Genomic DNA, 15,443 nt, shown 5'->3' with positions numbered 1-15,443 from the left:
TTGGATTTTGGATTTTAGATTTTGGATTTTGGATTGAGGAGATTCCAAGCATTCCAAGAGATTCCAAGAATTCCAAGAGATTCCAGGAATTCCAAGAGATTCCAGGAATTCCAAGAGATTCCAGGAATTCCAAGAGATTCCAGGAATTCCAAGAGATTCCAGGAATTCCAAGAGATTCCAGGAATTCCAAGAATTCCAAGAGATTCCAGGAATTCCAAGAATTCCAAGAATTCCAAGAGATTCCAAGAGATTCCAGGAATTCCAAGAGATTCCAGGAATTCCAAGAGATTCCAGGAATTCCAAGAGATTCCAGGAATTCCAAGAGATTCCAAGAATTCCAAGAATTCCAAGAATTCCAAGAATTCCAGGAATTCCAAGAGATTCCAAGAATTCCAAGAGATTCCAAGAGATTCCAAGAATTCCAAGAGATTCCAAGAGATTCCAGGAATTCCAAGAGATTCCAAGAGATTCCAGGAATTCCAAGAGATTCCAGGAGATTCCCGGAATTCCGAGCGAGTCCTAATCTTGAATCTTGAATCAATCTTGGATCTTGATTCTGGAATCTGGAATCTGGAATATCTGGAATCTGGAATCTGGAATATCTGGAATCTGGAATATCTGGAATATCTGGAATCTGGAATCTGGAATATCTGGAATCTGGAATCTGGAATATCTGGAATATTTGGAATATCTGGAATCCGGAATATCTGGAATATCTGGAATATCTGGAATATCTGGAATCCGGAATATCTGGAATCCGGAATATCCGGAATATCTGGAATCCGGAATATCTGGAATCTTGGAATATCTGGAATCTTGGAATGAAATTAGCGATCAACAAATCGCAAATCGCAAATCGCAAATCGCAAATCGCAAATGAATTCACGTTTAATCACCGCGATCATCGCCCTGCCGGTCTTGATCGTCTCGATCATCCTTCCGTATTTGTTGCCGCAAACACCGGCGGCAAGCGGTCTCTTTCTGGTTATCGCCGGCCTCGCGCTCGGTGCGGGGCTTTTTGAGTTCTTTACGCTGACCAAGAAACTCGAGCTCAAGGCCGACCCTTCGATCGCATACTTGGGTGCCGCGGCGTTGTTCGTCGCGTACGTTTTCGACGCGCCGGCGAAGATGCCGGATATGCTCATTATGACGGTCGTTTTGTTTATGATCGTCGTCCTCGTATCGCAGACGTTTCGTTTCCGGGTCGACTTCTCAAAGATGCTGACCGGCGTCGGCGTGACCGTCCTCGGAGTTTTGTACATTGCTTTTTTGGGCGGATTCATCGTCGCAATGCGCGCCGGTTTCACCGAATCGGTCGTGCCGCACCTGTCATCGAAGCTGCTCGGGTTCTTCTTCCTGATCGTGATGGGCGCCGATACCGGCGCTTATTATGTCGGCAAGAACTTCGGCAAACACAAACTCGCGCCAAAGGTTTCACCGGGAAAAACCTGGGAGGGCGTCGTCGGCGGGCTGGTCCTGAGCGCCGCGTTAGCCGCGATCGCCTCGGCGACGTTTTTCCCGGAACTTCCGTACAAGATCTCTGTCCCGCTCGCCTGTGCGATGAGCATCGTCGGACTGTTCGGCGATCTCGCAGAAAGTGCGATCAAACGCGGCGCCGGAGCAAAAGACGCAGCGAATATCCTGCCCGGTCACGGCGGCTTGCTCGATCGTCTGGACAGCCTTTTGTTCAACGCGCCGATCTTGTACTATTTCGCCCGATTCTATTTTTAGGGGTGTCTTTGAGCGAACTGGGGGGCCAACCGTTTTGGCCAAAACACCGATCTCACGCGTCCAGCTAAGTTTCTCGAAAGGCCGTTCGCCTGCCGCCTTTGCGTTCGAAATCCGAAATCCCAAATCTCAATTCCCCAATCGTTTGCCATTCCGAAACTCGTCTTGTATCATCTTTCTTGACATTGTATGAACGCGGTTCGATTTAATAACGACGATAATTGACTGGCGTGAGCGTTAACTTCTAGCGTTCCGCCTTTCGTTTGCGTCCAAATCGAAAGGCGTTTTTTTTGTTTGGAGTCTTGTTCGCAGTTCCGCCTTCAGGCGGCTCAAATTTTGATAAAAGAGGACTTGGTTTTCGCGTCGGACCGCCTGAAGGCGGATCTCCGAACGCGGAATTCCAAGCGATGTTTATGCTTGATAGATTAGGAAATCTCGAAAGAACACATTCGTGCGGCGAATTGCGCGAGGCGAATGTCGGCGAAAAGGTCGTTTTGATGGGCTGGGTCGCGAAAAAACGCGACTTCGGCGTCTTTACGTTCATCGATCTTCGCGACCGCGACGGCGTGACACAGATCGTCGTCAGCGAAGAAACCGACAAAGAAGCCCACGCAAAGGCGAAGATCGCGCGCGGCGAGTTCGTCATCGCGGTCATCGGCGAGGTCTTCTCGCGCGATGAAGGAACGCATAACAAGAAGCTTGCGACCGGCGACATCGAGGTGCACGTCAACGAAATTCTGATCTTGAACGACGCGAAGACGCTTCCGTTCGAACTCGAAAAGGCCGGGTCCCAGAATCTTGCCTCAGAAGATCTGCGCCTCAAATACCGCTATCTCGACCTGCGCCGTCCGACGCTCGCGCATAACATACGGATGCGCGCACGGGCCGTTAAAGAGATCCGCAACTATATGGATGATCTCGGATTCACCGAGATCGAGACGCCGATCCTTCTGAAGTCGACGCCCGAAGGCGCGCGCGATTTCGTCGTTCCGTCGCGGATCCATTCCGGCAAATTCTTTGCGCTCCCGCAGTCGCCGCAGATCCTCAAACAGATCTGTATGATCGCCGGGCTCGACAAGTATTACCAGATCGCTCGCTGTTTCCGCGACGAGGACCTGCGCGCCGACCGCCAGCCCGAGTTCACGCAACTCGACGTCGAGATGTCGTTCGCCAATCAGGAAATGGTGTTTCGCGTCATCGAGGGAATGTTCAACACGGTATTGCGTCTCATAGGAGTCGAACTTCCCGCGCAATGGCCGCGAATGACGTATGCCGAGGCGATGCGGCGGTTCGGATCGGACAAGCCGGACCTTCGTTTCGGGATGGAACTCGCAGATCTCAGCGAGAATCTAATCGCGACCGATTTCGCGCCGTTCGCGTCAGTTTTGGCAAACAAAGGCGAGATCAAGGGACTGGTCGCCAAAGGCAAGGCCGATTATTCGCGCAAACAGCTCGACGACCTGCAAGAGTTTGCGAAACGCTACGGCGCGGGCGCGTTGGCGTGGATCAAGCTCGGAGAAACGGAAACGACATCGTCGTTGCTGAAGGTTCTCGGCGAAGCGAAGATCGAGGAACTCGCGGCCACCGCGGGTGCCGAAAGAGGCGACTGCGTACTGATCATCGCCGGCAAGAAACCCGTCGTCGCGGCGTCGCTCGGGGCGCTGCGCGTCGAGGTCGCGAAACGCGAGAACCTGATCGACCGGACGGCTTACAAACCGTTGCTTGTGACGGAGTTTCCGATGTTCGAACACGACGAGGGATCGGACCAGTTTATGGCCGCGCACCATCCGTTCACGTCGCCGATGGACGAGGATCTCGAAATGTTCCGGACGGCGATCGAAGACGAATCGCAGCACGAGCTGCTCGGAAACGTCCGCGCAAAGGCGTACGACGCGGTGATCAACGGCTACGAATGCGCCGGCGGCTCGATCCGAATTCATCAGAAAGGGATTCAGGCTCTGAATTTCAAGGCGCTTGGCCTGACTCCGGAAACGGCTCGGGAAAGGTTCGGGTTTTTCCTCGACGCGCTCGAATTCGGCACGCCGCCGCACGGCGGTTTCGCGGCCGGGATCGAACGGACTTGTATGATCCTCTGCGGCACCGAGAACATCCGCGACGTGATGGCGTTCCCGAAAACCGCCTCGGCGCAGGATCTGATGATGGATTCGCCGGGCGACGTCGATCATCACCAGCTTGATGAATTGGGGATCAAGATCGTTTAGGATTTGCGATTTGCGATTTTCAATTTGCGATTGGTCATCGTCAGAACCGGGAGCGGTAGAGGCTATGTCAAAACTCTCCTTAATCGAGATCTTGATGAATTGCCGTTCGTTTTAACAAACGGAGAAGGAAACCAAGACACATCCCGGATTTAGCCGGATTTTGGGCTAAAGCCCTGTGGGGATTGGGCTTGCTTTCATGAGGCTGTCTGGAAAGTCACTCAGAAAGTTTTTTTCGTTTTTTTTTTTTTTCCTCTCCTCCTTCCCCCCCCGCCCCCCGCCCCCCCCCCCCCCCCCCCGCCCCCCCCCCCCCCCTCCCCCCCCCCCCCCGCCCCCCCCGCTTTCCCCCCCTCGTGGGCGCTGCCCCCCCCCCCCCCCCCTTTCCCCCCCCTCAGCCCCCCCCCAATTCCCCCTTTTTCCCTTTTTCCCCCCCTTCCCCCCCCCCCCCCCCCCCCCCCCCCCTCCTCCTCCTTCCCCCCCCCCCCCCCCCCCCCCCCCCCTCCCCTTCCCCCCCCCCCCCCCCCCCCCCCCCCCCCCCCCCCCCCCCCCCCCCCCCCCCCCCCCCCCCCCCCCCCCCCCCCCCCCCCCCCCCCCCCCCCCCCCCCCCCCCCCCCCCCCCCGGCGGGGGGGGGGGGGCCCCCCCGTCCCCCCCCCCCCGCCCCCCCCCCCCCCCGCCCCCCCCCCCCCCCCCCCCCCCCCCCCCCCCGGGGGGCCCCCGCACCGCATCCGCGCGCCCACCCCCAAACCCGCCCCCCCCCCCCCCCCCCCCCGGCCCTCCCCCCCGAACCCCCCCCGGGCCCCCGTCCCCCCCCCCCCCCGGGGGGCCCCCCCCCCCCCCCCCCCCCCCCCCCCCCCCCCCCCCCCCCCCCCCCCCCCCCCCCCCCCCCCCCCCCCCCCCCCCCCCCCCCCCCCCCCCGCCCCCCCCCGGCCCCCCCCCCGGGGCCCCCCCCCCCCCCCCCCCGGCGGCCCCCGCCCCCCCCCCCCCCCCGCCCCCCCCCCCCCCCCCCCCCCCCCCCCCCCCCCCCCCCCCCCCCCCCCCCCCCCCCCCGCCCCCCCCCCCCCCGCCCCCCCCCCCCCCCCCCCCCCCCCCCCCCCCCCCCCCCCCCCCCCCCCCCCCCCCCCCCCCCCCCCCCCCCCCCCCCCCCCCCCCCCCCCCCCCCCCCCCCCCCCCCCCCCCCCCCCCCCCCCCCCCCCCCCCCCCCCCCCCCCCCCCCCCCCCCCCCCCCCCCCCCCCCCCCCCCCCCCCCCCCCCCCCCCCCCCCCCCCCCCCCCCCCCCCCCCCCCCCCCCCCCCCCCCCCCCCCCCCCCCCCCCCCCCCCCCCCCCCCCCCCCCCCCCCCCCCCCCCCCCCCCCCCCCCCCCCCCCCCGCCCCCCCCCCCCCCCCCCCCCCCCCCCCCCCCCCCCCCCCCCCCCCCCCCCCCCCCCCCCCCCCCCCCCCCCCCCCCCCCCCCCCCCCCCCACAAACGCTCCTCCCGCCCCCCCCCCCCCCCCCCCCGCCCCCCCCCCCCCCGGGGGGCCCCCCCCCCCCCCCCCCCCCCCCCCCCCCCACAAGCGCCGCCCCCCCCCCCCCCCCCCCCCCCCCCCGGGGGGCAAAAGGAAGGGCCCACGCCCCCACCCCCCCCCCCCCCCGGGGCCCGCGGGGGGGCGCCCCCCCCCCCCCCCCCCCCCCCCCCCCCCCCCCCCCCCCCCCCCCCCCCCCCCCCCCCCCCCCCCCCCCCCCCCCCCCCCGGGCGGGGGGCCCCCCCCCCCCCGCCCCCCCGCCCCCCCAACACCGGGGGGGTTTGGTTCGGAACGGGGGGGGGAACCCCCCCCCCCTTTTTTCTTTTTCTTCTTTCTTGTTATAACCCCCCCCGGGCAACCCCCCCCAAAAAAAAAACCCCCCCCCCGGAACCAAAAATCGCCCACCCCGGGCAGACAGCCTCCAATTCATTTGATCCAAATCCGCGCGAATCGAACGGTCGTCTTTGAAACGGAATGGAACTAACGATTTAATTCAACATCCCATCGCAAGAAAGAAGTTAATTTTGTGGATGATGTTCCATTTACCGTTTTCTTTTGCCATGATGCGGAAACTTATTCGGCTAATACTAACCAAGCACGGATCATCAGTGGCAGTTTTACATGAACGAACATGATCCGCCCATTTCTTTCCGCCTCTTTTCGAAACAGCCTCGGAAATTTCTTTGCTCGTAACCTTTGGGAATCTCTGATAATCTGATGGACCGACTTTCGAGGTTAAGAATCGATTTCCTTCAAGTCTTTTAATTTCATTCCATTCTGATGTGTAGTGTTTCCAATCCGTCAGATCCCAATGAGGCCCCTCGTCTGAGACTGACATACTGGTTTCAAATTGCTGTTCGATTTTGAACTCTCTGAAATCGTTCGGATAAGGATGCAAAGCGATTATTTGATTTTCTATCGTTTGTGACAAATCCAAATCAAAATCATTAGGCTTGTCTGATAAATCTTCAACCTTTGTTTCTGCGACTTCAAATTCGGGGTCAAATCGTATTATCTCAAACGCCTCCAGGTACCTCGATTTCTTAGGCGGACTTTTTTGCGGATAAATAGAATCAATAGGTTTCGGCGCAACCAACGGTTCAATAAGATTTGGAACTTCTGCTTCGATAACGGTCTTATTCTTTTCAACTAATATCGAGGCGAAAATTGAACCTAACATGAAAGTCACGACGCCAACACAGAAACACGTTGTTTTACGTTTCATGAGATCCTCCTAACGAATCACAACCAATCAATACTCATAATAGTAAGCCTAAATTGTGTTTGAAGCTACGTTTTACTAATAGGAACTGCGAGTTTGGGAAATGCCTTCAGAATTTTCGCATCCATCGTTACGAGGTTAACGCCAAGCGATATCGCCAATGCTGCGAACTCACAGTCGTATGCGGAACAGTCGCTTTCGCGAACAAGTTCAAGCAAAAGGCGCGAGTCCACCTCGTATTCGTTGCCGGCCAAAAGGCCTTCTGCCTCCAGCTGCAATTCGCATGCGGCTTGAAACGTAAGCGTCTTGCGACGCAAATAGCCAGCGAGAATATTGCGGAATTCACTACGCCATAGCAAAGGCGCGGCCCAGTCGGCGTCGCTTTCGAGCAACGACTCTGTCTTCTCGGTGAAGTCGCCGGGCAGGTAGAGGTAAGCAATGATATTACTGTCGACAACGATCACTTTCGGCCCTCGCGTTTGAATGCATCGATTTCCTTCGACCCGAATTTAACTTCCGGCAACGCTGCGCGAAGCGCACGTGCCCTCGACAAACGTTCGCCAACCGTCATCCGACCGGGAACCAGGACCGATTCAAGACGCACGATCACTTCGCTGTTCAAACTTCGCCGATTGCTTTCCGCCGATTCCTTGAGTCGCCTGTACAGTTCGTCAGGAATGTTCTTCAAGGTCAAAGTCGTAGCCATTTCAATACCTCCTTAGCGGTTCCATTATGGTTCCAAATTGGAGAAACGTCAAGATTTTCAGCCACGATGATGTGCTCCGTTCGGGTTGATTCGATGTCTTGTCAGGAATGATGTTGAGGTAATAATTAACGACGAACAGACCAATAATGCCCGTTCCGCGTCCCGCCAATCCCGCCAGGATCAGGCGTCCGTCATGGCTGTATCCAAGTAGGGATTTGGACAAAATGTAGAACAGGATATTGCCTGCGATGTTCAAAATGAGGAAGGCTCCAAAAGCGATTCCGAGCCACTGTACCGTTCCTTCCGATATTGTTTGCTGAACGATAGAAATCCAAAAAACCGTAGCAATAATAAAACCGATACCAGCTACAGATCTTTTCTCCTTGATAGAACGTTAACTGATTTGCGCGTTTGGTGCGCTTCCTGGTTCGGCAGGCCGTTATTCTTCGCGCCAGCTTTTGCCAAAATCCGGCGTCTTCAAGATTTTCAACCCATCCTTGTATTTTGAAGATGAATGTATTCTTACTTCACCCATTCCGTTTGAGAAAATAAGGAGATCTTTGATTCCCGCGCACTGCTCATCGGTTCGCAAAAACTGGCAAATCTTTGAAATGCGCCAACTCTCCCCGGCATCGTTTGTGACGGCGTAGTCATTCCCGATAAAGAAATATCCTACGCTATTTCCGGCAAAACGAACTTGATCTCGCGGAATGTCGTTCGGGTCGTCTTGGCGAATCTCCGCAACTTGTCGCCATTGATTTGAGTCCTTGCCGGATTCAGAGTGAAAAACGTAATAAGCGCCGTTCAGAGCCGCCACAAAACCGCCACGCTCAATGTGTTTGTCGACACGAATTCGAAATGGCGAGTTTTGCGTTTCCCAAGTTTCGACAACTTCAGCTTTGTAGGGCGATTTCAAAAATTCTGGCATTGGCACAAACTTCACGATCAAGATTGCCAAGACGAAACAAACTAAAATTGCAATTACTTTTTTCATTTAGTCGGCCGCCTGAAGGCGGAACTCCAAACCTAAACCGTCACGGCTTCCCGATATTCGCCCCAGACTTTCCGTAAACGGTGCGAGATCTCGCCGACGGTCACGTATGATTCAACCGCCTCCAATATCCTCGGAAGCAGATTCTCATCGCCTCGCGCGGCTTCCTCGATCTTCGCCAAAGCATTGTCAGCTTTCACTTTATCGCGCTTTTCGCGGACGGCGCGGAGGCGTTCGACCTGTGCACGTTCGATCTTCTCGTCAACTTTGAGGATCGGTATCGCGTGGTCCTCGTCGATGTGGAACTTGTTGACGCCGACGACGATTGCCGACTCACCCTCGACCGCCTTTTGATATTGATACGCCGCGTCCTGGATCTCGTGTTGCGGAAATCCGTTCTCGATCGCCTTGAGCATCCCTCCCATCACATCGATCTTCCCGATGTAATCGACCGCCTTCGCTTCGAGCTGATTGGTCAGTTCCTCGATCGCGTACGAACCGGCGAGCGCGTCGACGATGTCCGCTGCGCCCGATTCGTAGGCGATTACCTGCTGTGTCCTGAGCGCGATCCGCGCTGCCGCTTCGGTCGGTAGCGAAAGCGCTTCATCCATCGAATTCGTGTGCAGGCTCTGCGTTCCGCCGAGCACCGCGGCGAGCGCCTGGATCGTCGTCCGCACGATGTTGACCTCGGGTTGCTGCGCCGTCAGAGTCGAACCGGCCGTCTGGGTGTGAAACCTGAGCATCAATGACTTGGGATCCTTTGCTCCGAAACGATCGCGCATTATCCGCGCCCATAGCCGGCGCGCCGCGCGGAACTTCGCGACCTCTTCCAACAGGTTGAGGTGCGAATTGAAAAAGAACGACAAACGGGGCGCGAAATCATCGACCTTCAAACCGACGTTGATCGCCGATTCGACATAACAGATCGCATCCGCAAGCGTGAACGCGATCTCCTGCGCAGCCGTCGATCCCGCCTCGCGGATGTGATAGCCCGAGATCGATATCGTGTTCCAGTTCGGAACCTCGTTCGCGCAATACGAAAAGATGTCGGTGATCAGTCTGAGCGATGGTTTCGGCGGATAAATGTAGGTTCCGCGCGCGATGTATTCTTTCAAAATGTCGTTCTGGATCGTGCCGTTGACCTTGTCGAAGGCGACGTTCTGTTTCCGCGCGACCGAAAGATAAAGGCACAAGAGCGTCGAGGCCGTGGCGTTGATCGTCATCGACGTCGAAACCTGATCGAGCGGAATCCCGTCGAAAAGCGTGAGCATATCGTCGAGCGAATCGATGGCGACGCCCACCTTTCCGACCTCGCCGCCGGCGAGCGGATCGTCCGAATCGAGCCCGATCTGTGTCGGCAGATCGAACGCCACCGAAAGTCCGGTGGTCCCCTGCGAGAGCAAATACTTGTATCGCCTGTTCGAATCTTCGGCGGTCGCAAACCCGGCGTACTGGCGCATCGTCCAGAAGCGACCGCGGTACATATTCCGCCGAACGCCGCGCGTGTACGGGAATTCGCCCGCGTTGCCCAGATCGCGTTCGTAGTCGAAATCGCTGTTGGAAGGATTAAAGTCGTTGGGCAGTTCGATGCCCGAAGAAGTCTCGAATTTCTCGCGTCGTTCAGCCATAACACCCTTAGATTAGCATACTTCCCAAGTCATTCCCGAGGCCGATCCAGGTACCGATGGACGACGCTCTGCGGGGAATTCGACGCGACTTAAGCTTTAATAGCTATGGTTCCAGATTTGCCCGCCGGATCAATTCGGCGAAGCGCGGGTCGGTACGGATCGGATCCCACTGAGGGTCAAATTTCAGATTGACAAACCAACGTTCGCGCGAAACCGCCGCCTTTTCGAGTAAAGAAAAGACCTCGCCATATTCACCGACCCGCAAAGCCGACATTGCCTTGACATAGTTGTTCCAAAGCCCTTCGAACTGCGGTTCTTTTGTCAAATCGTATTTAAGTTGCCACAATCCCCGCCAGCCTCCATTCCGAAACGCCTCGCTCGAACGGGCGTTGGCCGCCGGCGGAGTAAACAATGCATCGAGCGCGGCCAGCGATTCGTGCGCCTTTTCCAGCTGACCCGTCTGTTCGAGCGAGATCCACCGGTATGACAAGGCGTACGGGAATGACGGGTTGGCCTCAAGGACTCGGTCTGATTGTTCCACGGCCCGGTCGAAACGGCGCGTAAGATAGTAGATCGCAGCGATGTCGGTCTGAATGATCGCCGAGGTGGGATCGAGTTCTTCCGCCCTGCGGATCTCAACCAAAGCCTCATCGAATCTTCCAAACGTCGTGAGATATTCGCCAAACCACTGGTGCGCAGTGGGATAATTCGGATTTCGCGAAATCGCCAACCTAAATTCGCTTTCAGCTTCTGACCAATTCCAATCGTAAAAGGCAAGCGTATATGCCAAACTCGTCCGCGCTTCTGCTGAGTCCGGATTGATCTCGAGTGCCCTGCTGCTCGCTTGCCGTGAATTCTCAAAGGCTTCAGAAGCCGGCATTCCCCCGTACTCCGCCAGGAGTTGATAGGCGTCGGCACGTCCGGCGTGGGCGAGCCCAAACGACGGGTCCTTGCTCGCCGCCTGTTCGAACGCGTCGATGCTCTTTCTCAAGTCGTCGACGGTTCGGCGGCTTAGAAGGTACCGACCCTGAAGATACAGTTGAAACGCTTCAGGACTATCTGTCCCGTTCCGCGCGAGCTGAGTTCGTTCCTCAAGCGTGAGGTTTTCGAGTAAGGAACTTGCGATCTGAACGGCGATCGACTCTTGAATCTTCAGCAGGTCGGTCGAGTCTTCCTCCAGACTTCTTGCCCAAAGAACCTTGTTTTCGGGCATCGCAACCAGTTGAACCGAAACCCTCAATCGATTCCCAATCCGCTGAACCGTTCCCTCCAGGACGCTGCTGACGTGCAGTTTTTCGCTCATCGCCCGCGGTGAGGCCCCATCGGCAAATGGCAAGACAGCGCTTGTTGGGCGGACCGCAATCCGTTTCATCGACCCCATTTTCGTGATCAGCGAATCCGTCAAACCGATCGACAGAGCGTCGTCTCGTCGTTCCTTCGTCAGATTTTTGAATGGGAGCACAGCGATCGTCCGGACCTGCGAATCAAGAACAACATTCGACGGAAACGGGACCCCGGTTGTGCGCCGGTTCGGGCGCAGGAAATAATACGCAATGCCCGCGAGTGAGAGAGCCAGGAGAACCGCGCCGATGAGGCGCAGATTGTGGCGCCGTATTCTCTGATGCAGTTTGTCCGCCACTTGCGAAGCGGCGTCCTCAGTAAAAACGACGGTTTGCTGGTTGATGACCGATGTGCCGTCGATGACGGTGGGGGTCGCCGTTTGCCGCACGGTGATGTTCGAGATGTTCTGTTCAACGGCGAAGTTCCCGATGTTTATCTCCCGCACTTCGCCTTTGAAGCGATAGCCGCGCCGCGGAACGGTCTCGATCGACTTGCCGGCATCCCCGAGCAGTTTCCGGAGAGCGTGGATGTTGATTGACAAGTTGTTTTCTTCAACAACCGTGTCGGACCATACTTCCCGCAGGATCTCGTCCTTGGTTTTGAGATGCCCCTGATTTTGGACCAGAAGAGAAAGCAGATCGAAAGCTTTCGGCTGAATGCGGATCGTCTCCCCGTTTCGCGTCAAACGCTTCTCGATCGAATCGAGCCGAAATTCGCCGAACTCATACAAACCTTGTTTTTTCAACGGGTTGTCCATGCCAAGAGAATACAAAGAAAAAACTAATCGAAAGCTAAAGACCTGCCGTGCCGATTTCGCAATAGTATCAGCATCCCTTGGCGGACAGCAAGGAATTCTGGTTGGCGGGAGTGGAAGCGATGAGAAAGGAAACGTTTATCAGGTGGAGTATCTTTTGGGCCTTCGTTTTGGCGGCTTTCGGTCAGAACGCCTTCGGCGGCGCGTTATTGACGGTCAACTCGCCGGCGATCAGCAATGTCTGTGACGACAAGCTGAGCCTCGGCGAAGCGGCACAACTCGCGCGCGGCGGCGGGAATATGCGATCGATCACGGACGGTGAAAAAGCGCAGATCTCCGGCGCCAGCTGGGTTCTTGCTATCTCGCCGCCGCCGTGCGCCGCGTTCGGCTGGGTGCCGGTCAACGGCATCGGTGCGAGTTTTGCGGACGACATCGTCTTCACCAACGATGTCGGAACCTTGTTCGGGCTGACCATACTCGGCAAGAACGACGACGTCGACGGCCTGAAGCCCAACGGCGGGCGGGTCGTTCTCGACGGGATGGGCCTGGTCGCTCCAAACTTCGGCATCACGATCGAAACCGAGTCCGGATCGCAGGTCAGAAATCTGGTCATCCAAAACTTCCCGACTGCGGGAATCTTCGCGCAAGCCCTGAACGGCGCGAAATTCGAGGGGCTCGAGATCCGCAACAACGCCGGCGCCGGAATCAGTATAGGGTTCGCCGGCGGGACGACGAACAAGAACAGCCGCAATGTCACGATCGGCGGCGACCAGCCCCAGCACCGAAATAAGATCTATGCCAACGGAGGCGACGGCATCTTCATATCCGCGTCACCGAGCTTCGACCGATTTCCGGACGAAGGAATCTTCATAATGAACAATCTCATTGGCACGAGCGACGGGGTTACCGACAACGGCAACGCCGGAAACGGGATAAGTTTGTCGAATGCGTTCGGCGTGATAATCGGAGATCTCAACGGTTTGACGCGCAACATTATCAGCGGCAACAACAACGACGGGATAACTCTCGATGGAGCCGGCGCGATCAGCAACCTCATTGTCGGGAATTTCATCGGAACGACCGAAAGCAGCGGCGCTCCGCTCGGCAACGGCGCCAGCGGCGTCGCGCTTTTGAACGCCGCCGGCAGTATGACCGACTTCATCAGCAGCGGGCCCAACAAGATCGGAATGCCGGGCCTCGGCAATGTCATCAGCGCAAACGGGTTCGGCGTCTTTATCGGCGATTCAAACACCTCGAAGAACCTGGTGCAGGGAAATCTGATCGGGACAAATGTCGGCGGCAACACCGATCTCGGGAACGCGCTCGACGGGGTCTTGGTCGGCGCCGGCACCTTCGACAACACCATCGGTGGCACCGGCGCGAACGAGGGGAACCTGATCGCCTTCAACCGCAACGGCATCTATTCCGATGGCGGAATCCGGAACGGCTTTCGCCGAAACCGGATCTTCTCCAACGACAACCTTGGCATTGAACTGACGCCGGTCGGAGTGACGCCGAACGATCCGGGCGACGGCGACTCTGGCCCGAACAACCTTCAAAACTATCCGGTCATCACGTTCGTCCGATCATTGTCGGCGTCGGTTGCGATCGAAGGCACGTTCAACAGCGCGCCGAACCAGACATTCACGTTGGAGTTCTTCGGAAACTCATCGGCCGATGCGTCAGGATTCGGCGAGGGCCGGAATTTTCTCGGCACTGCACAGGTCACGACCAACGGCACCGGCAATGCGACGTTCAGCCTGAATTTCGGAGTCACTTCGGCGACGACTTCGAACTGGGTCTCCGCGACGGCGACCGATTCGGTCAACAATACCTCGGAATTTTCGGCGGCACGGAACATCTGCGCTGATATGAGGTTCAGTCCGACCTCGATACTCGCGCCGGTCGGCGGAATCAGCTCGAATTTTGTCTATCTGAACTCGACGGGCTGCGCGGCACCGACGGCTACCGGCAATACAGCCTGGGTTACGGTAAACAGCGTTCTCGGAGGACAGGTGAACTATACCGTCGCCGCGAACACGGGACCGCCCCGCGACGCGCTGATCAACGTTCTTTACAACAACGGAACGGGCCAGAGCACGGCAAGTTTTCAGGTTTCGCAAAACAATGGCTGCGCTTATTCGATCAATCCTTCGACCCAGAATTTCACTGGCCCGGGCGGCGGTGGCAGCACGAATGTGACGCCCACGAACAGCGCCTGCGGGTGGAGTTCGGTAAGCAACGCCCCGAGTTGGATCACGATCACCGGAGGGGTAAGCGGGACGGGCAACGGAACGGTCAGCTTCACGGTCGCGCCCAACAACACCGGGGTTCAGCGCATCGGAACGATCAACGCCGCCGGCCAAACACTGACGATCAATCAATCGGCGGTGTTCGGAAGGGCACCATTTGATTTTGACGGTGACGCTCGCACCGATATTTCAATCTTTCGTCCGTCCAATGGTCAGTGGTGGCTGAACCGGAGCACCGCCGGGACGATAGTCTACACGTTCGGAAACTCGAGCGACCGGCTGACGCCCGGCGATTTTACCGGCGACGGGAAGACCGACGTCGCGATCTTCCGTCCATCGACGGGCGAATGGTTCGTGCTTCGAAGCGAGAACTCGACGTTCTACAGTTTTCCGTTCGGTGTGAACGGCGACGTGCCGGTTCCGGGCGATTATGACGGGGACGGAAAGACCGATGCCGCCGTCTTCCGCCCCGGCAATTCGACCTGGTATGTTCAACGTTCGACCGGCGGTACGACGAACGTGCAGTTCGGCAGTTCCGGTGACCGTCCGGTCGCGAGCGACTATGACGGCGACGGGAAGACCGACATCGCGATCTTCCGTCCGGCAAGCGGACAATGGTGGCTCAACCGGTCAACCTTGGGCGTTATCGCCGTCACGTTCGGGGCTTCGACCGATAAGCAAGTGCCGGGAGATTATACCGGCGACGGCAAGTCCGACGTCGCGCTCTGGCGACCTTCGACGGGCGAGTGGTTCGTTCTTCGGAGCGAGAATTTCACATATTATTCGTCCCAATTCGGTGCAAACGGCGATGTTCCGGTGCCGGGCGATTACGATGGCGACGGTCGGTTCGATACAGCGGTGTTCAGGCCCTCGAATTTAACCTGGTATCTCCAGCGGTCGACGGCGGGAGTGTTGATACAGGCATTCGGAGCTGCTTCGGATACGGCGGTTCCGGCGGCGTTCGTGCCTTAGGACGTTCTTGAACTGAACCAATGACGCGGAGCGGCGCGATGTCCGTTCCGCGTCTTTTCTTCTGCCGCCGGGATGCCGCGATAGACATCTCCGCTGGATTCCCGTTGAAAATCGCGTACGGTTTTGACTA

10 protein-coding genes are annotated in these 15,443 nt (G+C 58.0%); 4 read left to right on the top strand and 6 right to left on the bottom strand.

The window, feature by feature from the left end; genetic code table 11:
• The first annotated feature begins 21 nt into the window (after positions 1 to 21).
• The 3 genes from IPN69_21615 to aspS all read left to right on the top strand — a co-directional run bounded on the left by IPN69_21615 (position 22) and on the right by aspS (position 3,950).
• A complete protein-coding gene (locus IPN69_21615) occupies positions 22 to 825 on the top strand; it encodes a hypothetical protein (GenBank protein ID MBK8813305.1) in 804 nt (267 codons plus the stop codon).
• A gap of 51 nt (positions 826 to 876) precedes the next feature.
• Positions 877 to 1,731 (top strand): phosphatidate cytidylyltransferase, encoded by an 855-nt coding sequence (locus tag IPN69_21610; protein ID MBK8813304.1) that lies wholly within the window; start codon positions 877 to 879, stop codon positions 1,729 to 1,731.
• Between the two features lie 404 nt (positions 1,732 to 2,135).
• Positions 2,136 to 3,950 carry an aspartate--tRNA ligase gene (gene aspS / locus IPN69_21605; protein ID MBK8813303.1) on the top strand — a complete coding sequence of 605 codons (1,815 nt, stop codon included), beginning with the start codon at positions 2,136 to 2,138 and terminating at the stop codon, positions 3,948 to 3,950.
• 1,990 nt (positions 3,951 to 5,940) lie between these two features.
• On the opposite strand, the gene IPN69_21600 is transcribed toward aspS, so the two are convergent.
• The 6 genes from IPN69_21600 to IPN69_21575 all read right to left on the bottom strand — a co-directional run bounded on the left by IPN69_21600 (position 5,941) and on the right by IPN69_21575 (position 12,080).
• A complete protein-coding gene (locus IPN69_21600; GenBank protein ID MBK8813302.1) occupies positions 5,941 to 6,672 on the bottom strand; it encodes a hypothetical protein in 732 nt (243 codons plus the stop codon).
• A 65-nt stretch (positions 6,673 to 6,737) separates the two neighbouring features.
• Positions 6,738 to 7,133: a type II toxin-antitoxin system VapC family toxin gene (locus IPN69_21595; GenBank protein ID MBK8813301.1), complete on the bottom strand. Its 396-nt coding sequence runs from the start codon at positions 7,131 to 7,133 to the stop codon at positions 6,738 to 6,740.
• Positions 7,130 to 7,375 (bottom strand): Arc family DNA-binding protein, encoded by a 246-nt coding sequence (locus IPN69_21590; protein ID MBK8813300.1) that lies wholly within the window; start codon positions 7,373 to 7,375, stop codon positions 7,130 to 7,132. Before IPN69_21590 ends, IPN69_21595 begins: the two co-directional genes overlap by 4 nt.
• A gap of 439 nt (positions 7,376 to 7,814) precedes the next feature.
• Positions 7,815 to 8,369, bottom strand: a complete 555-nt coding sequence (locus IPN69_21585; protein MBK8813299.1) for a hypothetical protein — start codon at positions 8,367 to 8,369, stop codon at positions 7,815 to 7,817.
• 32 nt (positions 8,370 to 8,401) lie between these two features.
• Positions 8,402 to 9,994 carry a methylmalonyl-CoA mutase family protein gene (locus IPN69_21580; GenBank protein ID MBK8813298.1) on the bottom strand — a complete coding sequence of 531 codons (1,593 nt, stop codon included), beginning with the start codon at positions 9,992 to 9,994 and terminating at the stop codon, positions 8,402 to 8,404.
• 103 nt (positions 9,995 to 10,097) lie between these two features.
• On the bottom strand, positions 10,098 to 12,080 hold the full coding sequence (locus IPN69_21575) for a winged helix-turn-helix domain-containing protein (protein MBK8813297.1): 1,983 nt from the start codon (positions 12,078 to 12,080) through the stop codon (positions 10,098 to 10,100).
• 131 nt (positions 12,081 to 12,211) lie between these two features.
• On the opposite strand from IPN69_21575, the gene IPN69_21570 reads away from it, so the two are divergent.
• Complete coding sequence (locus tag IPN69_21570) at positions 12,212 to 15,313, top strand: VCBS repeat-containing protein (GenBank protein MBK8813296.1); 3,102 nt, start codon at positions 12,212 to 12,214, stop codon at positions 15,311 to 15,313.
• The last annotated feature ends 130 nt before the right edge of the window (positions 15,314 to 15,443 follow it).

This window comes from Acidobacteriota bacterium (assembly GCA_016715115.1).
GTDB lineage: Bacteria > Acidobacteriota > Blastocatellia > Pyrinomonadales > Pyrinomonadaceae > JAFDVJ01.
The sequence above is the reverse complement of the archived record's forward strand: the minus strand, read 5'-3'. Positions and strand labels throughout refer to the sequence as shown.